Raw genomic sequence first — 25,094 nt, forward strand, 5'->3', positions numbered from 1 at the left:
CCCCTCCCGCCGCATACGCCCTCTCCTCGTGCTGCGACCTCCCGGCTCAGCCGGAGGCGAACACGACGTCGACCCAGTAGTTGCTCGACAGGTAGCTGTTGTTGGGGAAGGCGCTGACGTTGTTGTAGGCGAACATGCCGTTGCCGCCGCTGGTGCCGTCCTGCAGGGCGTGCAGGGGCGGGTTGTCGACCCCCGCGGCGGCGAAGGTGTTGTTGTCGCCGGCATAGTGCCCCGCGGGGGCGTAGTAGGACGCGACGTAGACCGTGCCCGCGGTGATCGAGACGGGGGTGGCGAAGTTGACCTGCTGCCAGCCGGAGGCCGTCTCGTTGGTGAAGGTGGCCGACGCGAGCTTCGTGCCGGTGCTGGTCCACAGGGTGCCGATGTGCGTGCCGGTGTTGCCGGTGCCCTTGTAGAACCGGATCCCGGTCACTTGGCCACTGACGTCTGACGTGAACTTGACGCCCAGCTCGACCCCGGAGCTGTCGTTGGTGCTCGGGTTGGCCGGAGCCGCCGTGCTCGACCAGATCGTGCAGCCGGTGCAGGTGACGGCCGCGGTCGGAGTGACGGTGTTGGAGCTCGTCGAGTCCGATCCGGTCCCGACGGCGTTGGTGGCGGACACCTTGAAGGAGTAGCCCGTCCCGTTGGTCAGGCCCGTGACGGTCACGGTCGTGGCCGGCGGGCTGCCCGTCACGGTCGTGGGCGTCTGGGCCGTCGTGCCGATGTAGGGCGTGACCGTGTAGCGGGTGATCGGGCTGCCGCCGTTGGACGGAGCCGGCCAGGTCACGGTGGCCTGCTTGTCGCCGGGGGTGGCGCTGACACCGGTCGGCGCGCCGGGTGCAGTGATGGTGCCGGAGAAGACGACGTCGACCCAGTAGTTGGTGGCCTGGTAGGTGTTGGTCGGGAAGGTGCTCGCGCCGGAGTACGCGTAGGTGCCGTTGCCGCCGCTGACGCCGTCCTGCAGGGCGTGCAGGGGCGCGTTGTCGACGCCGGCGCTGGCGAAGGCGCTGTTGTCGGCGGCGTAGTGCCCGGCCGGTGCGTAGTAGGACGCGACGTAGACGGTGCCGGCGGTGATGGAGACGGGGGTGGTGAAGCTCGCCTGCTGCCACCCGGTGGTGCTCTCGTTCGTGAAGGTGACCGAGGCCAGCTTCGTGCCGGTGCTGGTCCACAAGGTTCCGGTGTGGGTTCCGGTGTTGCCGGTGCCCTTGTAGAACCGGATCGCGGTGATCTGGCCGCTGACGTCGGACGTGAACTTCACCCCCAGCTCGACGCCGGAGCCGTCGTTGGCACTGGGGTTGGCCGGGTTGGCGTTGACAGGCCAGATGGTGCAGCTGGTGCACGCGTTGCTCGCGGTCGGGGTCACCGCGTTGGAGGCGGTGGAGTCCAGTGAGGTGCCGATGGCGTTGGTGGCTGAGACCTTGAAGGTGTAGGCGGTGCCGTTGGTGAGCCCGGTGACGGTGGTCGTCGTGGCGGGCGGGGTGCCGGTGACGGTGGTGGCCGGCTGGGCGGTGCTGCCGATGTAGGGCGTCACGGCGTAGCTGGTGATCGGGCTGCCGCCGTTGGCGGGGGCGGTCCAGGTGACGGTGGCCTGTTTGTCGCCGGCGGCCGCGCTGACGTTGGTCGGCGCCGCAGGTGCCGTGGGTCCTGCGGACGTGGCGAACACGACGTCCACGTAATAGTTCTCGGAGTCGTAGGTGAGGTTCGGGAAGCCGCTGCTCGTGCCGTAGCGGTAGACCCCGTTGCCTCCGCTCACGCCATCCTTCAGCGCGTGCAGCGGCGGGTTGTCGACCCCCGACGTCGCGAAGTAGGCGGAGTCACCCGAGTAGTGCCCGTTTGGCGCGTAGTAGGACACGACGTAGACGGTGCCGGGCGAGATCGTCACCGGCGAGGCGAAGCTCACCTGCTGCCAACCGGAGGCGGTCTCGCTGGTGAACGTCGCCGACGCGAGCTTGGTGCCGCTCGCGCTCCAGACGCTGCCGATGTGCGTGCCGGTGTTGGCCGACGCCTTGTAGAAGCGCACCCCGGTGACCTGGCCGCCCACGTCGGAGGTGAACTTCGTCCCCACCTCGGTGGCTTGGGTGTCCGCCTCGTCGGGACTCTGCGGCACGGTGGAGGCGGGCCAGATCGTGCACGGCCCGCAGGTGTATCCCTTCGGCGTGACCGCCACCGAGGCCGCCGAGTCCGGGCCCGTTCCCACCGCGTTCGTGGCCGAGGCCTTGAACGTGTATGCCGTGCCGTTCGTCAGGCCGGTGACGGTGACGTTCGTGGCCGGCGGGGTGCCGGTGACGGTGATCGGCGTCTGCGCGGTCGCGCCCACGTAGGGCGTGACGGTGTAGCTCGTGATGGCGCTGCCGCCGTCCGGGGGCATCGACCAGCTCACGCGCGCCGACGCGTCACCCGGTGCGGCTGTGACGCCGGTCGGCGCCCCGGGCGCGGTCGCGGCAGCCGTGCTCCTGGTGAACATGACGTCGACCCAGTAGTTCGTCGCGCTGTCGCTCGAGCTCGGGAACTTGCTCGTGGTGCTGTTGACGAACACGCCGTTGGTAAGGCCCCCCACGTTCCGCAGCGCGTGCAGCGGCGGGCTGTCGACCCAGCCGCTGACGTACGGCGTGGGCGAGGGAAGCGGGTAGAAGTACGAGTCGTCCGCGGCGGTGTGGCCCCTGGGTGCGAAGTAGGAGGCCACGTAGGTCGCGCCCGCATTGATCGCCACCGGGGTCGCGAAGGTGACCTGCTGCCAGCCGCTCGTGGTCTCGTTCGTGAAGGTGGCGGTCGCGAGCCGCGTCCCGCTCGCCGTCCACAGGCTGCCGGTGTGGGTGCCGGTGTTGGCCGTCGCCTTGTAGAAGCGGATGCCCGTGACCAGACCGGACGACTCCGAGCGGAACTGCACGCCAACCTCGGTCGCGGTGGCGCTGCCCGAGTCGGGGGTGCCGGGGGTCGCTGCCACGCCCCAGATGGAGCACGTGCAGCCGACACCCACCGGCACTCCGGCGGACGATGTCCCGAGGTTCCCGCTGTCGTCGACGGCCCGTGTCCTGATGGTCGTGCTGGGGCTGCCGTGCGCGACCCAGCTGTAGCTCCAACTCGTGGTCCCGGTGGCCGGGTGCCAGGTGGCGCCGTCGTCGGTGGACACCTCCACCCCTGCCACGACGCCGCCGCCGGTGTCGGCGGCGGTGCCGGAGATGGTGACCTTGCCGCCGTCACCCACGCTGGACCCGCTGGTGGGCGAGGTGATCGTGGAGGTCGGCGCAGCCGTGTCCGTCGACGCCGTGGCGACCGTGAGGCCGCTGGTCAACGCATAGGGCTGCGCTCCCATGTCGGCGAACAGGTTCACGGTCGCCTGCTGCATCACCGGATCAGGGGTTCCGCCGGCGCTGTCGAGGCCGAAGGACCACTGCACCGTCCCGGCGCCGAAGACCAGGGCGCCGCTCGGCGCCCGGTAGAGGGTGAGGTTGTGCGTCGCCGTCTGGTTGGCCTTGGTCGTCCCGCCGTAGTCGGTGAAGATCTCGGCGGTACTCGACGTCGTGGACGAGAGGCGGAACAGTCCCGCCGGCCGGAAGCCGTTGTCGGCATCCACGTCCCACTCGTATCCGAGCGTGCCGTTACCGGCCCCGAGCGTCTGGGTCTGGCCGGAGCCGAGCCGGGACACCGCGGTGTTGCGCCAGAGCCGGAGCTTGGAGTACTGCGCCGGCACCTTGATGTCGGTCGTCCCGGAGTTCACGATGAACTGCTGCCCCGTCAGGGAGTTCTGGGGGTTGCCGCCGTCTGCCGGCGGGCTGAACCGGGGGTCCTGCCACGTGCCCGTCCACGTCGGCGGGTCCTGCGGGTCCACGCTCGTGTTGTAGTGGGTCTCCTTGTAGCAGACCAGGGTGCGGTTCGCCGTGTTCGTGGAGTCGATGCTGTTCTGGAAGCGGGTCTTCCAGAACACCTCGTTGCCGCTGAAGAACGCGAGGTGCACCCCCGCGTCGCGCGCGGCCTCGACGTTCGCGCGCTGCGTGCCGGACCAGTACTCGTCGTGCCCCACCGACATGAAGACCTTGTGGTTGCGCAGCAGCGCGCCACCCGCAGACGTGCCGGTGTCCACCCCGCTGGAGTAGGCGACGTCGTAGCCGTTCGCCTCGAGGTAGCGGATCATCGGGTACTCGGCCCACATCAGCCAGCTGTGGCCGTTGTCGTCGGCGGCGGAGTGCCAGGGCCGGTTGTACGACACCATCGCGGCGCCCTTGTAGGCGTCGGGGTTGCCGGTCGGGCAGCTGACGGTGCAGGAGTAGAGACTGTTGCCGCCGTACGAGTTGTACGCCTGCCACGTCTGGTCCGAGGTCTGGAACAGCAGATCCGAGTGGCCGGTGTCGTTGCGCACGACGAAGGGCACCAGGCTCGCGCCGTTCGTGTCGTTGCGCACCAGACGCGCAAGGTAGACGCCCGAGACGGCGGTGCTCGGCACCGTCCAGGAGGCCGAGGCGGCCCAGTTCCCACAGTCGACCAGGCCGGTGCCGGCCTGCTTGAGACACGCGGGCTGGGTCTGCGGGAGGGTGGCGAAGGGCAGTACGTTGGCCGCCACCGTGCGGGCACCATTGCCCTGGTAGTAGCCCATGCGCAGGATGTCGATGTGGTACGCCGCGGCGGGCGTGCTGACCTTGAACGTGACCGTCTCGCCGGCGTTGGCGCTCATGGACGTGGCGAAGCCCTGGATCGTTGAGTCACCAGCACCGTTCACCTGCCACTTGCCGGGCGCCGTTCCCGGCAGGGTGTTCTCGCACGCGATGGTGTTGACCACCGGAGGACCGCAGGGCCCGGCTGCAGCGGCGCGCTCTGCCGTGACGGCAGTGATCGGCGCAAGGGCGCCGACGACCGCCCCGACGGCGACGACCGCGACCGCCGTACGCCACGGCCGGCCGCTCGGCGAACGGCCCCCTCCTGAGCGGTGCTTCCCCCTCGAACCCCGACGACCACGGTCGAACAGACCTGACACGCGCATGGCTACCGCCTTCGTGACCCGGCGCATCGGGTGCGCCGCCCCCCACGGATGTTCGGCGCCTCCAAGCGCTCGGCCGGGGCCCCCACCCCGGCACCGAGCAGCGCCTGAGCGGAGCCTAGATCGACGCGGGTCGGCCGCGCGGGCGAACACCTGAAGCTCTCTCTGTGAACCATGTGCCGGACACGGGGCGGTGCAGTCGCCCACAATGGCGTCGAATCGTCAGCCAATCGTGGGGGTAGGCAGTCATGAGTTCGGTGAGCGTCGTCATTCCGTGCTACAACTACGGCCACTTCCTGGAGCAGGCGGTCGGCAGCGTGCTGGACGACCAGGGAGACGTGGACGTGCGCGTCCTCATCATCGACGACGCCTCACCCGACGGCAGTGGCGAGGTCGCGCTGGAGATGGCGGCCCGTGACCCGAGGGTCGAGGCCGTCGTGCACACCACCAACATCGGGCACATCGCCACCTACAACGAGGGCCTGCTCGGCTGGGCTGACGGTGACTACTGCATGCTGCTCTCCGCCGACGACCAGGTCACGCCCGGCGCCTTGCAGCGGGCTGCGGAACTGCTGGACGCCCACCCGGACGTCGGCTTCGCCTACGGCAACGTGTTGTGGTTCCGGGACGGTTCGCGGTTGCCGCGACCCCGCACCCGTCGGAGGAGCTGGTCCATCTGGCCCGGGCAGGTGTGGCTGGAGCGTCGCTTCCGGCACGGGCGCAGCGGCATCAACTCGCCCGAGGTGCTCGTACGAACTTCCTTGCAGCACAAGGTCGGCGGCTACGACCCGCGTCTGCCGCACCTGGGGGACACCCAGATGTGGCTGCGCCTCGCGGCGCGGGCCGACGTCGGCTACCTGCGGGGCGTGGACCAGGCGTACTACCGGCGGCACCCGACGAACATGTCTGCCGCATACACCACGTTGATGACCCTGGAGCAGGACCTGCTGGCCTTCGAGTCCGTCCTCGACGAGTGCGGCGAGCTGCTCGACGACCCGGCGCGGCTCTCGGCCATCCTGCGGCGCAAGGTCGCTTGCGAGGCGCTGCTGACGGCAGTCCGCGCGTATGACCGAGGGCTCACGTCGCAGGTCGACGTCGACGAGCTCATGGCCTTCGCCGTCGACTGCTGGCCCCAGGCTCGGTCCCTCCCGATCTACCGAACCCTCCAGCTGCGCCGGACGATCGGCGCCCGGGCCATGCCCTACCTACGGCCTCTCGTCCTGCCCGCCGTGGCCGCGCGCAAGGCGGAGTCCTTCTGGCTGGGCCTGCCGGCGGTCCGGCCGCTCTTCTCCTCGGGGACCTGGGCCCGCTACCGATGATGCGCCGCTGACGCCTGCCTCGCGCGGTCGTAGACGTCCAGGACCGAGTCCACCCAGACCTTCTCGGTGAAGTGGGCCTCGAAGACCTCGCGACAGTGGGCGCGCAGGTGCGGGAACCGTGCCTCCGCCTCCTCGAGGGAGGCTGCCACGTCGGCGCTTCCGGCCAGGCCCACGCCGAGCGCCTGCACCAGGGCTGCGGCCGGGGCAGGGGCCCACGCAAGCACCGGAGTCCCGGCAGCGATGGCCTCCAGGGCCACGAGCCCCAGCCCTTCCATGCACCGCGAGGGGAAGACGAGCCCGAGCGCCCCCGCCATGAGGGCTCGCACCTGCTCGCGCGTCTGGTGCCCGAGCAGCTCCACGTCGTCGTGGGCGACAGCCCGCACCGCGTCCGCGAGGATGCCGCTGCCCGCGACGACGAGCCGGCGTCCACGCGGCCAGTCCCGGACGAGCTCGAGGATCCCCTTCTCGGGGGAGAGCCTCCCGACGTAGAGCCAGTAGTCGCCGCCCGGCCCGACCTCGGGCACCTCCGTGGCGGGGATGAAGTTCGGTACGACGTCGATACGGGACGCCGGGACGCCGGCCCTGGCGTACAGACCTCGCATGTCCTCGGTGAGCGCGATGACCCGGTCGGCCCGCGTGAGCACGACATCGGCACCGAACCGCGTCGACAACGCCAGGGGAAGGGTCTGCAGCCGACTGCCTCGGTAGCAGCCGTGCCGCATCGCCGGCCGGGTGCTGCCACTGTCGAGGCACTCGGTGCAGATGCGACCGTCGCGGGACAGGCTCCCGCCGGGGCACAGCGCCCGGAAGTTGTGGGCGTGGGCCACGAGCGGCCCGTCCCAGCGACGCACCCAGCCCCGGCCGAAGTTCGGGAAGAGGTTGTGGATGTGCACGACGTCGGGTGCGAACTCCCCCAGGGCGGCGAGGGGAGTGGGGCCGGTGCCCGTCGCGACCGTGAGCGCCGCCCCGACCGGGTAGAGGCGGCTGCGCTCACGGTCGTCGGTGCGCTGGTCGACGAGCAGCGTCTCGACCCCGGCTCGTCCCAGCGCCGCCAGCTGTTGCTCGACCACCTGGTTCTCGCCGCTGGGCTGGCGCGAGGAGTAGAAGCTGTGCACGAGAGCGACTCGCATCGACCCCGTGCTCGGTGTGTCGGCAGCCATGCACACGATGGTTCCACTGGACCGCAGGCCACGAGGGCGTATGCGGGAACGTCGGATTCGCGTGCGGGCGCGTCGGGCGTCCCGGGCGTCTACCGCATGCCCGAGGCGAGGGCGTACGGGGTGTCAGGAGCCGGCCGCTACCCGGCGGGCGAGGCGGGCGCGGTAGGCGGCGGTGTGCGCGCGTGCGGCGCAGCCGCCCTCGCAGAAGCGACGCGAGCGGTTGCGGGAGAGGTCGACCACGACGTCGTCGCAGTCCTCGGCCTCGCACACGCGCAGCCGGGCGAGCTCGCCGGCGCGCACGACGTCGATGAGCGCGACGGCCGCCTCGACCGCCATCCGCTGGGCGAGCGGGGCGTCGGCGGGTGTCGCGTGCACGTGCCAGCCGAGCCCGTCGTGGTCGACGAGCTGCGGCACGGCCCGGGCCTGCGCGAGGAGCTCGTTGACGAGGGCGACGACCCCGGCCTCGTCGAGCTCCCAGAGCTCGCGCAGCCGGGGTCGCAGCGCGCGCACCTGCTCGAGCTCGGCGACGTCCCGGTCGAGGCGCCCGGTCCAGCCCTGGTCGCGGTAGAGCGACTCGAGGTCCTTCACGGACGTGAGGCGGTCGGGGTCGGTGTCGCCGGGAACGGACCCCGGCATGGTGTTGACCAGCGCGGCCGCGGCCGCGAGGGCCACTTCTGTGTCATGAGTGAAAAGCATGTTGACTCCTGACGGGCGTGGTCGGTAACGTCATGATCGTAATCGCTTTCGGTGCTGACACGAATCGGCGCGAACGGATGGTGAGCCTCATGGCGGAGCAGGCATCAGGTGCGGTGGGCCACCCCCTCGCCGGCGTCGCGACGGCGCTCGCATCGGCGGCGGCCTTCGCCACCTCGGGCGCCTTCGGCAAGTCGCTGCTGGTCGGCGGCTGGTCACCCGGTGCCGTGGTCACGATGCGCATCGCGCTGGCCGCGGCTGTCCTGCTCGCTCCGGCGCTCTGGTCGCTCCGCGGTCGGTGGGGCGCCCTGCGGCGCAACGGCTGGGTGGTCGTCGGCTACGGGCTGACCGGCGTGGCAGGGTGCCAGCTCGCCTACTTCAACGCCGTGACGCACCTGTCCGTCGGGGTGGCGCTGCTGCTCGAGTACCTCGCCCCCGTCCTCATCGTCGGCTGGCTCTGGGCCAGGCACGGCCAGCGGCCTCGGCGGCTGACCACGATCGGGGTGGGCCTCGCGGTCGCCGGCCTGCTCCTCGTCCTCGACGTGCTCGACGGGGGCAGTGTGAGCGCCGTCGGGGTCGTCTGGGGACTGGCTGCCGCCGTCTGTCTGGTCCTCTACTTCCTGCTGGCCGACCACGTGGACGCCGACGTGCCACCGTTGGCTCTGGCGGGTGGCGGTCTGCTGGTCGGCGCGCTGTCACTCGGGCTCGCCGGCTGGGTGGGCGTGCTGGGCATGGCTCGCGGCGCCGAGCACGTGCCGCTCGGGGGAGTGGTCGTGCCGTGGTGGGTGCCGGTCCTCGTCATCGCGCTGGTGGCGGCCGCCTTCGCCTACGTGTCGGGCATCGCCGCAGTGCGCCTGCTCGGGGCCAAGGTCGCCTCGTTCGTGGCGCTGACCGAGGTCCTCTTCGCCGTGGTCTTCGCCTGGCTCGTGCTGGCCGAGCTGCCGACCCTCGTCCAGCTCCTCGGCGGGGTGCTCATCGTCGCCGGCCTCGTCGCCGTTCGGGCGGATGAGCGGCCTGCGTCGGAGCCGGACCGTGACGAGCCGGTCCTGACGCGACCCGTTCCCACGATCTGAGTGCGGGCACCGCCGGTGGGATTTCGCCTCGGGCGGCTCGTCGCCTAAGATCGAGCAGTTGCCTCGGCGAGGGACGGCGCACGGCTGCTTCGGCAGGGCGTGACGAGGTCCGTGATCGACGCGGTGGCCTGACGTGGAGCTCTCCACGGTCGGGTTCGCCTCTGCGTGCGGACCACACGACCTTCCTGCTCCGTCAGTGCCGAACCACCGCGCGTCGTCCCGCGTCGAGGCCGACCACCAGAGACCGCCTCATCCGAGATACCCAGGAGTCCCCCGTGTCTGACAACAGCAAGCTCGTCGCCGAGAAGCGCACCGACTTCGGCAAGGGCGCCGCGCGCAAGATCCGTCGCGCCGGCAACATCCCCGCCGTCATGTACGGCCACGGCACCGACCCCGTGCACATCTCGCTGCCCGGCCACGACACGATGATGGCCCTCAAGCAGGCCAACGCCCTGCTCACGATCGTCATCGACGGCAACGAGCAGCTCGCCCTCGCCAAGGACGTGCAGCGCGACCCGATCAAGCCGGTCATCGACCACGTCGACCTCGTCGTCGTCCGCAAGGGCGAGAAGGTCACCGTGGACGTGCCCGTCCACGTCGAGGGCGAGGCCGCCGCCGAGACCGTCGTGACGCTGGACCACAACACCCTGCAGGTCGAGGTCCCGGCCACGGACATCCCCGAGAACGTCGTCGTCTCCGTCGAGGGCTTCGAGGCCGGCACGCAGGTCCTCGCCAGTGCCGTCGAGCTGCCCGAGGGCGCCACTCTCGTCACGGACGCCGAGGCGCTCGTGGTCAACGTCACCGCCGCCATCACCGCCGAGGCCCTCGAGGCAGAGCTCGCCGAGGCCGAGGCCGAGGCCGGCATCGAGCGCGAGGAGTCCGAGGAGGGCGCTGCCACCGAGGCCGGCGAGGGCGAGGCCGCCGAGGCCGAGACCGCTTCTGCCGAGGGCGACGAGGCCTGAGCCGCACGAACCGCCGTGGCGCCTCGCGCCACACCACGCGTCCGCGGGTCCCGTCCGAGCTCCGGCTCGACGGGACCCGCGTCCGCACCCGCACCTGCACCTCCTGACCCCCGATCGAGGACCCCATGGACACCTGGCTCGTCGTCGGGCTCGGCAACCCCGGCCCGGGATATGCCGGCAACCGGCACAACGTCGGCGCCATGGCGGTCGACGAGCTGGCCGGTCGCGCTCTCGGTGGTCGCGCCGGCTTCAAGGCGCACAAGGCCGCCCGGGCCCGCGTGGCCGAGGCGCGCCTCGAGGTCGCAGGCCCTAAGGTCGTGCTCGCGATCCCCTCGCTGTTCATGAACGAGTCCGGCTCTGCGGTCGCCGGCCTCGCGAAGTACTACGACGTGCCGGCCGACCGGATCATCGTGCTGCACGACGAGCTCGACATCGAGGCGGGACTCGTGCGGCTCAAGCAGGGAGGCGGCGAGGGCGGTCACAACGGCCTGCGCTCGGTCTCCCGCTCCCTCGGCACCCGCGACTACCTGCGCGTGCGGCTCGGTGTCGGCCGGCCGCCCGGCCGCCAGGACCCGGCCGACTTCGTGCTGAAGGACTTCTCCAAGGCGGAGCGCACCGAGGTCCTGCCCTTCCTGCTCGACGAGGGAGCCGATGCCGTGCAGGCCCTCATCGAGGTCGGGCTCCTCGACGCCCAACAGCGTTTCCACGCTCCGCGCTGAGACTCTCGCCCGGGTGCAGTCCGCCGACCTTCGCCGGCGCACGCCTCCACCGTCTCCACGAGTCCCGTTGCCAGCGCCGGGAATCCGCTCCACGCAAGGACGGTGGCACCTGAGCGCGCTTCCAAACCGTGCGTTTGCCCAAAGCTCGGACACACCTGCCAGCCCGTCCTAGCATGAATCCATTACGCAGCTGGGCACCGACACTGGGCCCAGGCGGAAGGGGGCCGGGGGGCCGCGGAACGCGCAGACACCGTCACAGGTGCCACGGCGCGTGACGGTGATGCGACGCGTCCAGAGGCGGACGTGGCGGGGGGGACAACATGGGTTTTCCGCAGGTACGCAACGAGATTTCCGAGCAGGACTCGTCGTCGGGGGGCGACGCAGATCCGTTGGACGACGCGCGACTCGCGCGCCGGCTGGCCGACTCGGCGGGCCGGGTGCTGCTCCAGCTGCGCCGGGACGGGCCTGACCTCGAGCCGGACGCGCTCAAGGCCACTGGGGACCTGAGGTCCCAGCAGCACCTCGCGGCGGAGCTGGGGCGCCACCGACCAGCCGACTCGGTGCTCAGCGAGGAGGCGACCGACGACGCCACCCGGCTGGCGGCGGACCGGGTCTGGATCATCGACCCGTTGGACGGGACCCGCGAGTTCTCCGAGATCCCTCGTGAGGACTGGGCCGTCCACGTCGCGCTGTGGGAGGCGGGCGAGCTCGTCGCCGGCGCCGTGGCGCGACCGGCCATGGGTGACACCCTGGCGACCGACGAACCGCCGGCCCTGAGGCCGCGGGCCGAGGGCCCGATCCGCCTGGCTGTCAGCCGGACTCGACCACCGGCCTTCGTCACCGCTCTCGCCGAGCGGCTCGACGCCGAGCTGGTGCCGATGGGCTCCGCCGGCGTCAAGGCCACGGCGGTCCTGGACGGCACGGTGGACGCATACGTCCACGCCGGTGGGCAGTTCGAGTGGGACTCGGCCGCGCCCGTCGCGGTGGCCCGCAGCGCAGGTCTGCACACGAGCCGGATCGACGGGTCGCCGCTTCGCTACAACCAGTCCGACCCCCGCCTGCCCGACCTGCTCATCTGCCGTCCCGAGTACGCGGACCACCTGCTGTCAGTCATCGAAGAGCTCACCGAGGGGGAAGTGCAGTGAACCGGGAAACGCCCGAGTACCAGCTGAGCCAGCTCAAGGTCCTGGAGTCGGAGGCCATCCACATCATGCGCGAGGTCGTCGCCGAGTTCGAACGGCCCGTGCTGCTCTTCTCCGGGGGAAAGGACTCGATCGTCATGCTGCGCCTCGCGCAGAAGGCGTTCTACCCCGCCCGGATCCCCTTCCCGGTCATGCACGTCGACACGGGGCACAACTTCGAGGAGGTCCTCGCCTTCCGGGACCGCCGTGTCGCCGAGCTCGGCGTACAGCTCATCGTCGCCAGCGTGGAGGAGGCGATCGCCAACGGCCGCGTGACCCAGCCACGGGACGGCACCCGCAACCGCATCCAGACCCCGGTGCTGCTCGAGGCACTCGAGAAGCACGCCTTCACCGCCATCTTCGGCGGCGCGCGGCGCGACGAGGACAAGGCGCGTGCCAAGGAGCGCATCTTCTCCTTCCGCGACGAGTTCGGCCAGTGGGACCCGAAGAACCAGCGGCCCGAGCTGTGGAACCTGTTCAACGGCCGGATCAACACGGGCGAGAGCATCCGCGTCTTCCCGCTGTCGAACTGGACCGAGCTCGACATCTGGCACTACATCCGCGAGGAAGGCATCGAGCTGCCCTCGATCTACTACGCGCACGACCGCGAGTGCTTCGAGAGCGACGGGATGCTGTATGCCGTCCACGAGCACAAGCAGCCCCGGCCGGGTCAGCAGGTCTCGACCGTCCGCGTGCGCTATCGGACCGTCGGCGACGCCAGCCTCACCGCTGCGGTGCCCTCGGACGCCGACACCGTCGACAAGGTCATCGAGGAGGTCGCGACGACCAGGGTGACCGAGCGCGGCGCGACACGCGGCGACGACAAGTTCAGCGAGGCTGCAATGGAAGACCGCAAGCGTGAGGGGTACTTCTGATGGACATCCTGCGTTTCGCCACGGCCGGTTCCGTCGACGACGGCAAGTCGACGCTCATCGGGCGCCTGCTCTACGACACCAAGACCGCCTTCTCCGACCAGATCGACGCCGTCGAGCGGGCGAGCCGGGAGCGAGGCGACGAGCACGTCAACCTCGCGCTGCTCACCGACGGGCTGCGCGCCGAACGCGAGCAGGGCATCACGATCGACGTGGCCTACCGCTACTTCGCAACGCCCAACCGCAAGTTCATCATCGCCGACACGCCTGGGCACATCCAGTACACCCGCAACATGGTGACCGGCGCCTCGACCGCCGACCTGGCGCTCGTGCTGGTCGACGCCCGCAAGGGCTTGGTCGAGCAGAGCAGGCGGCACGCGTTCCTGGCCACGCTGCTGCAGGTGCCCCACCTCGTCCTCGTGGTGAACAAGATGGACCTCGTCGACTTCTCGCAGGAGGTCTACGAGAGGATCCGCGACGAGTTCACGCAGTTCGCCGCCAAGCTGCGGGTGCCCGACCTCACCGTCATGCCGGTGTCCGCCCTCAACGGCGACAACGTGGTCACGCGGTCGGAGAACATGCCGTGGTACGACGGCCCGAGCCTGCTGCACCACCTCGAGAACGTGCACGTCGCCAGCGACCGCAACCTGATCGACGTCCGCTTCCCCGTGCAGTACGTGATCCGTCCCCAGTCCGACGCCTGGCACGACTACCGGGGGTACGCGGGCCAGGTCCTCGGGGGCACCCTCAAGAAGGGCGACGAGGTGATGGTCCTGCCCTCCGGGTTCACCAGCAGGATCCTCGCCGTCGAGACCGCTGACGGGGAGGTCGACGAGGCCTACCCGCCCATGTCGGTGACCGTCCGGCTGGAGGACGAGATCGACGTCTCGCGCGGTGACATGATCTGCCGGCCGCACAACCAGCCGACCGTCACGCAGGACATCGACGCCATGGTCTGCTGGATGGACGAGTCGTCCCCGATGCGTCTCGGTGGCAAGTACTCCATCAAGCACACGACCCGGAGTGCGCGCACGATCGTCAAGGCGTTGCAGTACCGCCTGGACATCAACACCCTGCACCGTGACGAGCAGGCGAACCAGCTGGTCCTCAACGAGATCGGTCGGGTGCGCCTGCGCACCACGGTTCCGCTGATGGCCGACGACTACTCCCGCAACCGCAACACCGGCGGCTTCGTCCTCATCGACGAGGCCACCAACCGGACCGTGGCTGCGGGCATGATCGCCGACAACGTCCGGTGAACCTCGAGCCGGGAGACCTCCGGGTCTCGTCGCAGGCGGGCACGGCGGTCGGTGACGCGGCGTCCGGCGCTGTCGGACGTGGGTGGCGGCCGCTGACCATCGCGATGGTGGGCCAGAAGGGGCTGCCGGCGAAGATGGGCGGCGTCGAGAAGCACGTCGAGGAGGTGGGCAGCCGGCTCGCGTCGCGCGGCCACGAGGTGCTCGTCTTCTGCCGGTCGTCCTACGGCACCGGCACGCCCCGCACCTACGGCGGCATGACCCTGGTCGAGGCTCCGACCGTCGCCACCAAGCACCTCGACGCGATCGTGCACAGCGCGGCCTCGACCCTGATGGCGCTGGGCCGGCGACCGGACGTCGTGCACTACCACGCGCTCGGCCCCGCCCTGCTGTCACCACTGCCGAGATACCTCTCGGGTGCTGCCGTGGTGTTGACCGTGCACGGGCTCGACCACCAGCGGGACAAGTGGGGAGGGCCCGCACGAGCCGTCCTCGGTGTGGCGCACTGGCTGAGCGGCCGGGTGCCCAACGACACCGTGGTCGTCTCGCAGAGCCTGGCCGACCACTACGGCGAGCACTTCACGAAGGCGGTGACGTGCATCCCGAACGGGGCCCCGACCCCCGTCCTCACCGGCGACAGCGAGTTCGCGCGGTCGCTCGGTCTCGTTCCGGGGCAGTACGCCCTGTTCGTCGGCCGGCTCGTGCCCGAGAAGCGACCCGACCTGCTCATCGAAGCCGTGCTGGGGAGCGAACGGATCCGGCAGGTCGTCATCGTCGGGGACACCTCCTTCACCCCCGAGTACAGCGCCCACCTGCGCGAGCTCGCCGGCGACGACCCGCGGGTCGTGTTCCCGGGCTTCGTGGGCGGCCGCCACCTCGACGAGCTGTTCCAGCGCGCCGGCGTCTTCGTGCAGCCCTCCGACCTCGAGGGCCTGCCGCTGACGCTGCTCGAGGCGATCGCGAACCGCACTCCGGTCGTGGCGAGCGACATCGCGCCGCACCTGGAGATCCTCGGCGCCGGGTCACCGGCGCACCGGTTGTTCGCCCGCGGGGACGTCGGCTCGCTGAGGGCGGCCCTGGAGCAGGTGCTCGCCGGCGTCCCTGCGGCGTCAGGAGACGAGCTGCGGAGCCGGGTCCTCGACCACTACTCGTGGGACGCGGCGACCGACCGGCTCGAGGAGCTCTACCTCCGCACGGTCGCCGCGCGGCAGGGGAAGCCGCGGTGACGATCACGACGGCCCTTCCGGTGCTCACCATGACGGCGACGGAGATCCGCGACGTCGAGCTCCTCCTCGGCGGCGTCCTGCCGAGCGGACACCTCCTGGGCGGTCCCGTCGCGGCAGGGACACACCGGCCGGCGCGCACCGGCGGACCGGTCTGCGCGGGCCTGCGGGTCGACCCGGACCTGGCACGGCTGGCGAGTGCGGCGGGCGGTCTCACCCTCGTCGACGAGGAACACACGCCTCTCGCCTCCCTGACCGCGCTGCGCACCGGGCCGGCCGCCGCGACCGCCGGCGAGCGGGTGGTGCTGACCGGGGCGGTCGCCCGGGAACGGCTGCGCGAGAGCGGACCCGACCGTGCTCTGGCCCTCGACCTCGCGCTCGCCGGCGGTGCCTACGGCGGCCTCGTCGTCTTCGGCCGACCGGCCCTGACGTGGGACGACCGACGGCTCGAGATGTTCCTGCACGAGGTGCGCCGGGGCGACCACGGCGCCCGGGTGCTCGTGGTGGTGCCCGACCAGGCCGTCGACACCGCAGGGGTGCCCACGCTCCTCATGGCCCAGCTGGCTGCTCGCTCGGTCAACCGGGTCTGCAGCGCCCCCGACGGCGTCCGGGTCGACGTCGCGACCGCGCCGCTGCCCAGGCGCGACCCGGTCAGCGACCAGGCGCTCGTGGGAGCCCTGGCGGCGCACGTCGGCGCTCGCGACGTGCTCGTCCTCAGCGACGACCCCCGCCTCGACGACGTCGCACCAGCGTGGCGGGAGGTGGTGGGCCTGCTCGACAGACAGCTCGACGGGCAGCTCGACAAGCAGCTCGACGGGAGGCGCGACGGGCAGCTCGACGGCCGGCCCGTCAACCGGCTGGACCGCCACGTCGTGTCGGCGTCCCTGCACCCCGACGACCGCACCGCGTTGAGCCGCTGGCGGCCTCCGCGTTCCCGGCGCGGCCTCGTCGTGATGTTCACGGGCCTGTCCGGCTCGGGCAAGTCGACCCTGGCTCGCTCCCTGGCGGCGAGGGTCAGCCGCGAGACGAGCAGGACCGTGTCGCTCCTGGACGGGGACGTCGTGCGTCAGCTCCTCTCGCAAGGCCTCGGGTTCGACCGCGAGTCCCGACTGCTCAACGTCCGACGGATCGGTTTCGTCGCGGCCGAGGTCGCCCGGCACGGGGGCGTCGCGATCTGCGCGCCCGTCGCTCCCTACGCCCGGGCGCGCGACGACGTCCGCGCGATGGTGGGCGAGGTCGGCGACTTCGTGCTGGTCCACGTCAGCACGCCCCTGGAGGAGTGCGAGCGGCGCGACCTCAAGGGGTTGTACGCCAAGGCCAGGGCGGGGCTCGTCCCCAGCTTCACCGGGATCTCCGACCCCTACGAGGCGCCCACCGACGCAGACCTGACGATCGACACGACGGCGCTGTCCAGTGCCGCGGCGGTCGACCGACTCTTCGACTACCTGGCCGGCGGGGGCTGGCTGGAAACGGGGACCCCATGACCATCGACTGGCTCCTGGTCGCAGCCTCCCTGGGGATCGGCGTCGTCGTCGGTCTCACCGGCATGGGAGGGGGAGCGCTGATGACGCCCGTGCTGGTGCTCCTGTTCGGCGTGCCACCGTTGACGGCCGTGTCGTCCGACCTCGTCGCCGCTGCCGTCATGAAGCCGGTCGGCTCGATGGTCCACCTCAGGCGCGGCACGGTGAACCTCGCCCTCGTGAAGTGGCTCTGCGTGGGCTCCGTGCCCATGGCCTGTCTCGGGGTCGTCGCGGTGAAGTGGCTGGGTGACGACGCCGCCATCCAGCAGACCATCCAGGTGGCCCTCGGGGTCGCCCTCCTGATCGCCGCCTTCGGGCTGGCCTTCCGTGCCTACACCAGGCTCCTCGAGCGGGCTCGTCGCCGCGATGGCCGAGCCGACCCGCTTCCACAGGAACGACCGGAGGTCGCGATCCGCCGGCTGCCGACGATCCTGGTGGGTGCGGTGGGCGGACTCGTCGTCGGGATGACGTCCGTGGGTTCCGGCTCGCTCATCATCATCGCCCTCATGGCCCTCTATCCCGCCCTTCGGGCCAGCCAGCTCGTCGGAACCGACCTGGTGCAGGCCGTGCCGCTCGTCGCCGCCGCGGCGGTGGCCCACGTCTTCTTCGGCGACTTCCACCTGGCCCTGACCGCCTCGCTGCTGATCGGCTGCGTGCCCGGGGCCTGGCTCGGAGCGCGGCTCTCGTCGCGCGCGCCGGGTGGTCTCATCAGACGGGTGCTGGCTTTCGTCCTCCTCGCCTCGGCGCTCAAGCTCCTCGGGCTCGGGACCGCCGCGACCGGGATCGTCCTGCTCGCCTCGATGCTCGTGGCACCGACGGCGTGGATGGTCGTCCGCCGGGCCAACGGCTTCCCCGCCCTGGCCCGGAGCCAGCGCCGGGCCAAGGCGCGCGCGGCCCTCGAGCTCGGGAACGAGCGCCAGACCGCACCCCGATGAGCACCGGTTCGCCCGTGGACACCTCGACGTCGAAGTCGGCTCGTCGCGCCGACAGCGACCGGATGGCTCGTGGTGGCGGCCTGAACATCCTCGGCGCCATCCTCCAGCAGTCGGCCCTCTTCGCCATCGTGACGATGCTCGCGCACGTGCTCGGCAAGGACGACGTCGGCCGGTACGCGGAGTGCTTCGCCCTGCTCTCGCTGCTCGGCCTGATGGCCATGGCCGGTTTCCGCGGCGGGCTCACCCGCTTCGTGGCGATCCACCTCGCGGACGCCGACGTGGCGCGACTGCGCGGGACCATCCGGCTCGGGATGGGGATCACCGCCGCCGGCTCGGTCGCGCTGGCGGCCGCGCTGGCTCTCCTCGCCCCCGTGGTCGCCGGGGCGATGGGCGACGGGGACGGGCAGCTCGAGGCGGGGATCCGACTGGTGGCCCTGACGTTGCCGGCCCACGCACTGTCGGAGGCCGCGCTCGCCGCCACGCAGGGCTGGCGCACGCAGAAGGCATACACGGTGATCGGTCGCATCTTCGACCCGGCGCTGCGCCTGGCGATGACGGCCGCGGCCCTGTGGTGGGGCTACGGCTACCTCGGGGCCATGTGGTCGCTGGCGATCGCGTCGTGGGTGACGGCCCTGCTGGCGCTGGCGGCCCTGGGGGCCCGGCTCAGACACGTGCCGCAGGCGGGAGCCGTCTACCGGATCGGCGACATCATGTCGTTCTCGATGATCAGCTGGGCCTCCGCGCTCGCTGCCACGGGGCTCATCTGGGCCGACACGCTGATCCTCGGGGCGATGACGGACGAGGGCCAGGTGGGCGTCTACAACGTCGCCACGAGGCTGGTCACGCTCGCCGTGTTCGTGCTGCCGCCGATCACGGCGACGTTCGGACCCCACATGGCGCACCTGCACCACTCCCAGGACTACGCCGGGGCGGCCCGCGCCTACGGCAGCGCGACCCGCTGGGCCCTGCTGCTGTCGATGCCGGCCTTCGTCGTGCTGCTCGTCTTCCCCCGGCAGCTGCTCGCCGTCTTCGGCGGCGGGTTCACCGAGGGCGCGGCCGTGACCATCATCCTCGCGTGCGGCCAGCTCGTGGGCGCGGCCGCCGGGCCGTGCGGGGTCGTGCTCAACATGTCGGGCAGGGTGGCTCTGAGTCTCCTCGACAACGCCCTCGTCCTCGTCGCCAACATCGGGCTGAACCTGCTGCTGATCCCGCACTGGGGAATCGTGGGCGCCGCAGTCGCGTGGAGCGCCTCGATCGTCGTCGTCAACGGGGTCAAGGTGCTCCAGGCCCGGATGCTCCTCGGCATCCGGGCGGAGGGAGCCTCCACCGGCAAGATCGTGCTGGCCGCTCTTCCTGCCGCCGCAGCCGGCCTGGTGGTCGAGCACCTGGTCGACGGCTGGGCGCTGTCGCTCGTCGTCGGAGCAGCCACCTGCGGCCTGGTCTACACCGCCGCCATCGTGCTGCTCGGCCCCCATCCCGAGGACGTACGCGTGTGGCGTCGCCTGCGTCGTCGCCTGGCCTGAGTGCCGAAGGCCTTGCCGCGTCTGCGGCTCAGTAGCCGAGCTCGCGCAGCGTCCGCCGGGAGGTGAACCAGAAGAGCGCGCGCACGAGGGGATCGAGCTCGGCGCGGTACGTCCCGACCCGTGAGGCGTACACGCTTCCGTCCGTGCCCGCCGTCTGGTTCCGGGCAGCCAGCTGCCGGTGGTAGCGCTCGGGCACGTCGTGCTTCTGGCTCGCGAAGTCCAGGATCTGCGGCTCCCACGGCTCACCGAGCCACTCGAGCAACCCGCGGAGCGTCTGCTCCGTGTCGGCCACGAGGCCGTCGTACCGGAGCTCGAAGTAGGAGTCTGGTGGCAGCGCCGATCCGGCGTCCCGTGCTGCGCGGATGTAACGGGGCCACTTGACCGACGACTTCACACTCGACCAGTAGCCGAAGCGCTTGCGGTGCGAGACCGCCACGTCGCGACCGTCCCTGATGACGTGGACGATCTGCGCGTCGGGGAACACCTGCATGAGGAAGGGGATGTGCAACGCGTAACGCGGGCTCTTGTCCGCCCACCGCGTCTTCCCCCTCGACCGCGCGTAGTCGCTCTGGATCCCCTCGAAGAACAGGCGGATCCGCCTCAGCCACTCCTCCTGTGGGTAGCCGAACTGCGACAGGCGTCTCCAGTCCGCGTCGACGATCCGCTCGAGGTCCTCGAGGAAGCGCGTCTCCGGGCCGCAGCTGATCTGCGAGTGCGAGTCGAGCATCAGCCGCAGCATGGTGGTGCCGGAACGCTGGCACCCGACGATGAAGATCGGGCGGTGGTTGCTCTCAGACACGGCTCCTCGCCGCCCGAGGCTCGGCCTCCGCGCCCGCGTGCTCGAGCAGGCCCGAGTCGCCGGCGCCCTGCGACCCCGTCGCGACCGGGTCCGGGGAGGCGTCCCCGTGGGACGGCGCGTGACCGTTGAGCGTGCCGGATCCGCCTGCAGGAGACACCAACGTGTCGTCGTGCCGCAGGTCCTCCGCCGCCTCGTCGGCCTCGGCCGGGTCGGCCGAGGAGCGGGCCACCCGGCCCCGCCGCAGTCGCGAGGAGACCTCGATGAGGAGGATGAGCAGGACGGCCAGGAAGAGACCCACGCCCACGATCACGGGGAGGGTCGCGACGAGCGTCGCCTGCTTGTCGGCGGGAGTCGTCGGGCCGAGGTACACGGTGGTGTCGGACGTGGCGGCGGCCTTGAGCGCCAGTGCGTGGCGCCACTCCGCCTGCGCCTGCGTGAGGTCGCTGCTCGCCGCCACCTGGCGCGAGTACAGGTCGTTGTACTCGGCGAGGATGGGCAGGAAGGCGCTCAAGCCCTTCTTGGCGGAGGCGATGGGGGCGTCCATGGCGGCAGCGGCGATCGCGTTCCCGCTCGCGCGCATGGTGGCCTGCTGCTGCTGGAGGGAGGCGACCTGCGCCAGCTGGTTCTGGTAGACCTTCGGTGCGTCGGCCATCTGGTACTTCTTCGCAAGGGCGTCGATGGCGGCGTTGGCCTCCGACGCGGCCTCCTGGGCGCGGTCGCGCGTGGCGACCGCCTGGTCCGCGCGCACGGTGAACATCTGCTTCAAGGCTTCCCGGGCAGTCGCCTGTGCCACCGCGGCCGACAGCCTGCGGTCGCGGCTGGTGAAGATCACCTGGAGGTCGCTGCTGGCCCCGATCGGGTCCACCTCGATGCCGTCGGCCTGGTCGGTGGGAGTGACGCCGGTCTGGGCCTGGACCGCCTGCCGGGTCTGCGGGTTCTGCGAGGCGGCGGTGAAGGCGGCGACGAACTGGCCGGTGGCCTGGGTCCCGGTGAACGGGCTGCCGTCGCTGTTGACGAGCGAGCCGGACGAGACCGTGGCGGTGGAGCTGTACGACGCTGGCGCCGACAGGATGAGGGCGGCGGCCGCGAGCCCGGCCAGCACCGGCACGGCGACGAGGATCCACCACCGCCGACGGGCGATGCGGAGGTAGTCGATGATCTCCATGTTGTTCCTACTTCCTTCCGGTGTGGCGTCGGACGACTGTCCGGTCGGGCGGAACGGCTGCTGCGCCTCGTGGCTCAGCGGTCGTAGGGCCAGGCGAAGTCGATCCCGGGCATGGCGTATAGCTGGTGGTTCAGGGGCGTGAAGTGGTCGACGAGGCGAGTGAACGTCTCGCGCGTCATCTCGCCGTACGGCTTGTTGGCATTGCGCGCCAGGAGCTGCTCGCACCGGTGCGGCGCAAGCCCGAGGAACGAGAAGACGCGGTCCATCTGGCCCTGCGGGTCGGCGAACAGCGCCTCGCTCTGGACGACGAGGACCTGGTCCGGGCCGAAGAGCTGGTGAAAGGTGTGGACCTGCTCGGCGTAGTGGCCGCGACGCAGGTACGCGTGGTACCTCCAGTGGTCCGCCTGGTACTGCGGGTCGGCCACGATGCGCGCCTCTTCCCCGACGAGGCGTGACTCCTCGAGGTCGAGGGCGCGCTCGAAGGACTCGTCCTCGTGCCCTCGCGCCACCTCGTAGGCGTGGTGCGACCAGGCCCGCGCGATCGGATCACGCAGGCACATCACGATCTTGACGTCGGGCAGGGCAGCACGAATTCGTTGCGGGGACAGCGGATGGAACATGTAGTACGGACTCGACTCCCCGACGAGGGAGAAGCCCTCATCGACTTTTGGGAACTGCGCTGTGTACCAGCGAAATCCGCGCCCGAAGTTGACGTCGAAGTAGTGGGTGCCCTTGCCGGACCTCACCTTGCCCACCTGCGGGTGCAGGGTGATCCACTCGGCCAGCGAGGTCGAGCCTCCGCGCTTCGTCCCCACCACGAGGTAGCCGGGCAGCAACCGCTCACCGCGTGCCAGCCGCGACTGCAGCGCACCGAGAGTCGTCCCCATCGAACGGCGTGACATCAAAGATCTCCCCGCAGCTCGAGCGCGTTCCCCCCACGGCCCTTGTGACCCCGGCGTCGCCCGAACGCTTCCGAGATTAACTGGCGGCGTGTCGTTGCACTGACGATTCGGCAATCCCCACGGAAACCTCCAGAAAGGGCACGCCCCTCGTGGCCCCGGAGTTACAGTCCTCGCCAGGGAGCCGGCACGGCACGCACCCCGGCGGACAACGACGACCGACCAGTGAGTTGCACCATGACGAGAACGAGAGAACTCACCGTGACCGAGACGAGAGCGCGCGCTGACCGGCACGGGACCGGGGGCCTGGGGCGGCTGGTGCTGTCGGGTGTGGCCGTCTGCGCCCTGGCCGCCTGCACGCAGGGAGCGGGCGCCGTCACGCCGGCCTCGACGCCACCGGTCACGAGCCCGACCAGCGCGTCGGCTGCTCCTGCCAGCTCGACCACGACGACGCCGAGCAAGACCCCGACCTCCCGGGTCGCCACGGGTGCTCCGGCTCCGGAGGTGGGCAAGGCCCTGGCCGCAGCCATCGACGACCTCTCGACCAAGAAGCGGAACCTGGTTCGGCTCGACGCCGCGCGTAAGCAGCTGCAGGTCGGCAACGACGCACTGCGACAGGCGCGCACGTCCGTCACGTCCATCCGCAGCGCCGTCTACGGCACCACGCGCAACTGCACCGCGGGCTGGGCGCAGAACAGCATCGTGCGGAGCAGGAGCTCGGCGGCGGTCGGCAACGCCAACGCCGTCATGAAGGCGGTGAGCTCCCGGCGTGGGCAACTCGCCGTGCTGGCGGCCGCTGCCACGAACGTCGAACGGCAGGTCGCCGCGCAGCGGTCGACGCTCACATCGATGCCGAACGTCAGGGCAGCGGTGTTCGCGGCGCGGTCGACGGTGGCGGCGGAGAGCAGTGCCACCAACAAGGTCAACGAGTCGGCAGTCGCCTTGCGGAACAACGCCATCCAGGTGAGTGCCGGGGCGGCGCAGATCATGGCCAAGACCTGCTGACCACCGGCCGATTCGGGTTGTGAGCACTCTTGTGCCACAGTGGGATCCGTAACGCCTGACGAGGGTCTGGCCTCGGCATGACCCGTTTCTGCCGTTGCGCCACGAGACTTCCCACCTGCGGGGCATAGTGGACTGGCCAGGAGGTCTCGACCGATCTCGCCATGCAGTCACAGGGAAAGCACCGGGCCGGCATGTCATCAGCAAACGTCACAGGGCAGTGGGGATCTCGCGTTCGGGCGCGGGCGACGCGAGGACGTCACGCATCAACGGGGAAACCTGGGAAGTCGGTGCTCGGCGTCGCGCTCCAGGTGGCCCTCGTGGTCCTCGTGGCGGCAGGAGCGGTCGTCAGCGGCTTCAGCTTCGTCGACGGTGACAAGACGCTCGCAGTGCTTCCGGTGATCGCCATGGTGGCGGTCGGACTGGGTCTGCTGGCCCTGACCCCGTTCTCGGCCTTCGTCATCCTGCTCCTGGCGGTGCGGCCGGCCCTCGACCTGTTCAAGCTCAGCTCGAACGCGACAGGGACGACGGTCGGCAACACGGCTGCCCAGCGCGGCCTCGACCCCTCCAGCATCCTGGGAGTGCTCTTCCTGCTCGCGGCAGCGCTCTGGCTGGCAGGTCGGGCCCGGAGCGGACAGCTGGTCCCGGGCTCGCGGCTGCGCACGGCGATGTTCGCCTTCCTGGCGACCTGCGTCCTCAGCGTCTTCGGATCCGTCCAGCCCCAGGCGAGTGCGCTGGAGGTCCTGCGCATCGCCACCGTGGTGATGATGTTCGTCGTCCTGGAGCAGCTCATCACCTCCCGCACCATGATGGTCCGGGTCCTCGTCACCTGCTACGTCGCGCTGCTCGTCCCGTTGGGCTACACCGTGTTCGGCATGCTGACGGGATCGCCCAGCTCGGAGGTGAAGGGCAGCTTCACGCGGCTGACAGGGCCCTTCAACCAGTCGAACACCTTCGCCCGGTACCTCGCGTTCCTGCTGATCTTCGGCATCGCGGTGTATCCGTACGTCAAGCCCAGGCTTCGGCTGCTGTTCGCCGCCATGCTGGCACTCTCGTCGGTGTTCATGCTGCTCACGTTGACGCGTACGGCCATCCTCGGATCCGTCGCGGGGCTGGTGGTCGTCGCCGTGGTGCAGAAGCGCAAGGTCCTCATCGGAGGTCTCGTCGCGATGGCGCTGGCGGCTCTCATCGCCCTGCCCGGTGTCGCGGCCCGTTTCGGCACCCTGGACGCCGGGAGCACGCCGCAGGGGACCCCGACCGGCAACACCCTGGTGTGGCGTCTGCACTACTGGACCGAGGTGATCCCGCTGGCCAACTCCAACCCCGTCACCGGCATCGGCCTCGCCTCGACGCAGTACCAGACCGACGCGGCCAAGCAGCCGCACAACGACTTCATCCGCGCGTACGTCGAGACGGGCCTTCTCGGCCTGGCCTGCTACGTGAGCATGCTGGCCGCGCTCGTCGGCAGCGCCCGTCGTGCCGTCCAACGGGCGCCGAAGGGCAGCCTCGAGAGCGGGGTGGCCGCCGGCGCCCTGGGCTGTGCGGTGTGCTTCGTCCTCGGAAGCATGGCCGCCAACGTCATGTCCAACGTCGTGAGCCTGTGGTACCTCGTCGCCTTCGCCGCTGCGGCGGCCTACGTCTCGCGCACGTACGCCCCGGGACCTACGAACTCCCATGAGATGCAGCGCACGCCCGAGGCGGGCGTCGTGCCCGTGAAGAAGGCCTGACGCGCCTCTTCGTACCTGCGTCATGCGTATATCGGGGCGAAGAGGACGACTTCTGGCCAGATTCCCGGAATCGCGCGCCGCGGTCCTTTCGGCGGTC

19 protein-coding genes are annotated in these 25,094 nt (G+C 70.8%); 13 read left to right on the top strand and 6 right to left on the bottom strand.

Annotated features, from left to right (window positions below):
* Window positions 1–46: 46 nt before the first annotated feature.
* Window positions 47–4,771 carry a DUF4082 domain-containing protein gene (locus ABD194_RS03225; protein WP_343987412.1) on the bottom strand — a complete coding sequence of 1,575 codons (4,725 nt, stop codon included), beginning with the start codon at window positions 4,769–4,771 and terminating at the stop codon, window positions 47–49.
* A gap of 446 nt (window positions 4,772–5,217) precedes the next feature.
* Here ABD194_RS03225 and ABD194_RS03230 point away from each other — a divergent pair, with 446 nt between their 5' ends.
* On the top strand, window positions 5,218–6,288 hold the full coding sequence (locus tag ABD194_RS03230; RefSeq protein WP_343987415.1) for a glycosyltransferase family 2 protein: 1,071 nt from the start codon (window positions 5,218–5,220) through the stop codon (window positions 6,286–6,288).
* On the opposite strand, the gene ABD194_RS03235 is transcribed toward ABD194_RS03230, so the two are convergent.
* The gene (locus ABD194_RS03235; protein ID WP_343987419.1) at window positions 6,279–7,448 is read right to left on the bottom strand and encodes a glycosyltransferase family 4 protein; all 1,170 of its coding nucleotides are present in this window, start codon (window positions 7,446–7,448) and stop codon (window positions 6,279–6,281) included. The genes ABD194_RS03230 and ABD194_RS03235 overlap by 10 nt on opposite strands.
* Window positions 7,449–7,571: 123 nt before the next feature.
* On the bottom strand, window positions 7,572–8,144 hold the full coding sequence (locus ABD194_RS03240) for a CGNR zinc finger domain-containing protein (RefSeq protein ID WP_343987422.1): 573 nt from the start codon (window positions 8,142–8,144) through the stop codon (window positions 7,572–7,574).
* A gap of 89 nt (window positions 8,145–8,233) precedes the next feature.
* Between ABD194_RS03240 and ABD194_RS03245 the strand changes: the two genes are divergently transcribed.
* The 10 genes from ABD194_RS03245 to ABD194_RS03290 all read left to right on the top strand — a co-directional run bounded on the left by ABD194_RS03245 (window position 8,234) and on the right by ABD194_RS03290 (window position 19,405).
* A complete protein-coding gene (locus tag ABD194_RS03245; protein WP_343987426.1) occupies window positions 8,234–9,214 on the top strand; it encodes an EamA family transporter in 981 nt (326 codons plus the stop codon).
* A 275-nt stretch (window positions 9,215–9,489) separates the two neighbouring features.
* The gene (locus ABD194_RS03250; RefSeq protein WP_343987429.1) at window positions 9,490–10,176 is read left to right on the top strand and encodes a 50S ribosomal protein L25/general stress protein Ctc; all 687 of its coding nucleotides are present in this window, start codon (window positions 9,490–9,492) and stop codon (window positions 10,174–10,176) included.
* Window positions 10,177–10,301: 125 nt separating this feature from the next.
* A complete protein-coding gene (pth, locus tag ABD194_RS03255) occupies window positions 10,302–10,895 on the top strand; it encodes an aminoacyl-tRNA hydrolase (protein WP_343987433.1) in 594 nt (197 codons plus the stop codon).
* Between the two features lie 389 nt (window positions 10,896–11,284).
* Complete coding sequence (locus ABD194_RS03260) at window positions 11,285–12,040, top strand: 3'(2'),5'-bisphosphate nucleotidase CysQ (protein WP_343987436.1); 756 nt, start codon at window positions 11,285–11,287, stop codon at window positions 12,038–12,040.
* Between the two features lie 65 nt (window positions 12,041–12,105).
* The gene (gene cysD / locus ABD194_RS03265; RefSeq protein WP_343988208.1) at window positions 12,106–12,951 is read left to right on the top strand and encodes a sulfate adenylyltransferase subunit CysD; all 846 of its coding nucleotides are present in this window, start codon (window positions 12,106–12,108) and stop codon (window positions 12,949–12,951) included.
* Complete coding sequence (locus ABD194_RS03270) at window positions 12,951–14,207, top strand: sulfate adenylyltransferase subunit 1 (protein WP_343987439.1); 1,257 nt, start codon at window positions 12,951–12,953, stop codon at window positions 14,205–14,207. The genes cysD and ABD194_RS03270 overlap by 1 nt, the downstream gene beginning before the upstream one ends.
* Entirely contained in the window at window positions 14,204–15,430 is a 1,227-nt protein-coding gene (locus ABD194_RS03275; protein WP_343987442.1) for a glycosyltransferase family 4 protein, read from the top strand. Before ABD194_RS03270 ends, ABD194_RS03275 begins: the two co-directional genes overlap by 4 nt.
* Window positions 15,427–16,911, top strand: a complete 1,485-nt coding sequence (gene cysC, locus ABD194_RS03280) for an adenylyl-sulfate kinase (protein WP_343987445.1) — start codon at window positions 15,427–15,429, stop codon at window positions 16,909–16,911. Before ABD194_RS03275 ends, cysC begins: the two co-directional genes overlap by 4 nt.
* Complete coding sequence (locus ABD194_RS03285) at window positions 16,908–17,882, top strand: sulfite exporter TauE/SafE family protein (RefSeq protein ID WP_343987448.1); 975 nt, start codon at window positions 16,908–16,910, stop codon at window positions 17,880–17,882. The genes cysC and ABD194_RS03285 overlap by 4 nt, the downstream gene beginning before the upstream one ends.
* On the top strand, window positions 17,879–19,405 hold the full coding sequence (locus ABD194_RS03290) for a flippase (protein ID WP_343987452.1): 1,527 nt from the start codon (window positions 17,879–17,881) through the stop codon (window positions 19,403–19,405). Before ABD194_RS03285 ends, ABD194_RS03290 begins: the two co-directional genes overlap by 4 nt.
* Window positions 19,406–19,433: 28 nt before the next feature.
* Here ABD194_RS03290 and ABD194_RS03295 read toward each other — a convergent pair whose 3' ends face one another.
* The 3 genes from ABD194_RS03295 to ABD194_RS03305 all read right to left on the bottom strand — a co-directional run bounded on the left by ABD194_RS03295 (window position 19,434) and on the right by ABD194_RS03305 (window position 22,271).
* Window positions 19,434–20,204, bottom strand: a complete 771-nt coding sequence (locus ABD194_RS03295) for a sulfotransferase family protein (RefSeq protein WP_343987455.1) — start codon at window positions 20,202–20,204, stop codon at window positions 19,434–19,436.
* A complete protein-coding gene (locus tag ABD194_RS03300) occupies window positions 20,197–21,369 on the bottom strand; it encodes a Wzz/FepE/Etk N-terminal domain-containing protein (protein ID WP_343987459.1) in 1,173 nt (390 codons plus the stop codon). The genes ABD194_RS03295 and ABD194_RS03300 overlap by 8 nt, the downstream gene beginning before the upstream one ends.
* Window positions 21,370–21,443: 74 nt before the next feature.
* Window positions 21,444–22,271, bottom strand: coding sequence for a sulfotransferase domain-containing protein (locus tag ABD194_RS03305; RefSeq protein WP_343987462.1), 828 nt, complete (start codon window positions 22,269–22,271; stop codon window positions 21,444–21,446).
* Between the two features lie 258 nt (window positions 22,272–22,529).
* Here ABD194_RS03305 and ABD194_RS03310 point away from each other — a divergent pair, with 258 nt between their 5' ends.
* Window positions 22,530–23,273 (top strand): hypothetical protein, encoded by a 744-nt coding sequence (locus ABD194_RS03310; RefSeq protein ID WP_343987465.1) that lies wholly within the window; start codon window positions 22,530–22,532, stop codon window positions 23,271–23,273.
* A 287-nt stretch (window positions 23,274–23,560) separates the two neighbouring features.
* Entirely contained in the window at window positions 23,561–24,997 is a 1,437-nt protein-coding gene (locus tag ABD194_RS03315; RefSeq protein ID WP_343987467.1) for an O-antigen ligase family protein, read from the top strand.
* Window positions 24,998–25,094: the final 97 nt, after the last annotated feature.

The sequence above is a fragment of the Terrabacter terrae genome, assembly GCF_039529575.1.
In the GTDB taxonomy this organism is placed as follows: Bacteria; Actinomycetota; Actinomycetes; order Actinomycetales; family Dermatophilaceae; genus Terrabacter; species Terrabacter terrae.

Excerpts from the sequence above, each read along its gene's own strand:
- ABD194_RS03240 (WP_343987422.1), bottom strand. The coding sequence starts at position 8,144 with ATGCTTTTCACTCATGACACAGAAGTGGCCCTCGCGGCCGCGGCCGCG.
- ABD194_RS03245 (WP_343987426.1), top strand. The coding sequence starts at position 8,234 with ATGGCGGAGCAGGCATCAGGTGCGGTGGGCCACCCCCTCGCCGGCGTC.
- ABD194_RS03290 (WP_343987452.1), top strand. The coding sequence starts at position 17,879 with ATGAGCACCGGTTCGCCCGTGGACACCTCGACGTCGAAGTCGGCTCGT.
- ABD194_RS03235 (WP_343987419.1), bottom strand. The coding sequence starts at position 7,448 with ATGGCTGCCGACACACCGAGCACGGGGTCGATGCGAGTCGCTCTCGTG.
- ABD194_RS03300 (WP_343987459.1), bottom strand. The coding sequence starts at position 21,369 with ATGGAGATCATCGACTACCTCCGCATCGCCCGTCGGCGGTGGTGGATC.
- pth (WP_343987433.1), top strand. The coding sequence starts at position 10,302 with ATGGACACCTGGCTCGTCGTCGGGCTCGGCAACCCCGGCCCGGGATAT.
- cysD (WP_343988208.1), top strand. The coding sequence starts at position 12,106 with ATGCGCGAGGTCGTCGCCGAGTTCGAACGGCCCGTGCTGCTCTTCTCC.
- ABD194_RS03270 (WP_343987439.1), top strand. The coding sequence starts at position 12,951 with ATGGACATCCTGCGTTTCGCCACGGCCGGTTCCGTCGACGACGGCAAG.
- ABD194_RS03305 (WP_343987462.1), bottom strand. The coding sequence starts at position 22,271 with ATGTCACGCCGTTCGATGGGGACGACTCTCGGTGCGCTGCAGTCGCGG.
- ABD194_RS03230 (WP_343987415.1), top strand. The coding sequence starts at position 5,218 with ATGAGTTCGGTGAGCGTCGTCATTCCGTGCTACAACTACGGCCACTTC.
- ABD194_RS03285 (WP_343987448.1), top strand. The coding sequence starts at position 16,908 with ATGACCATCGACTGGCTCCTGGTCGCAGCCTCCCTGGGGATCGGCGTC.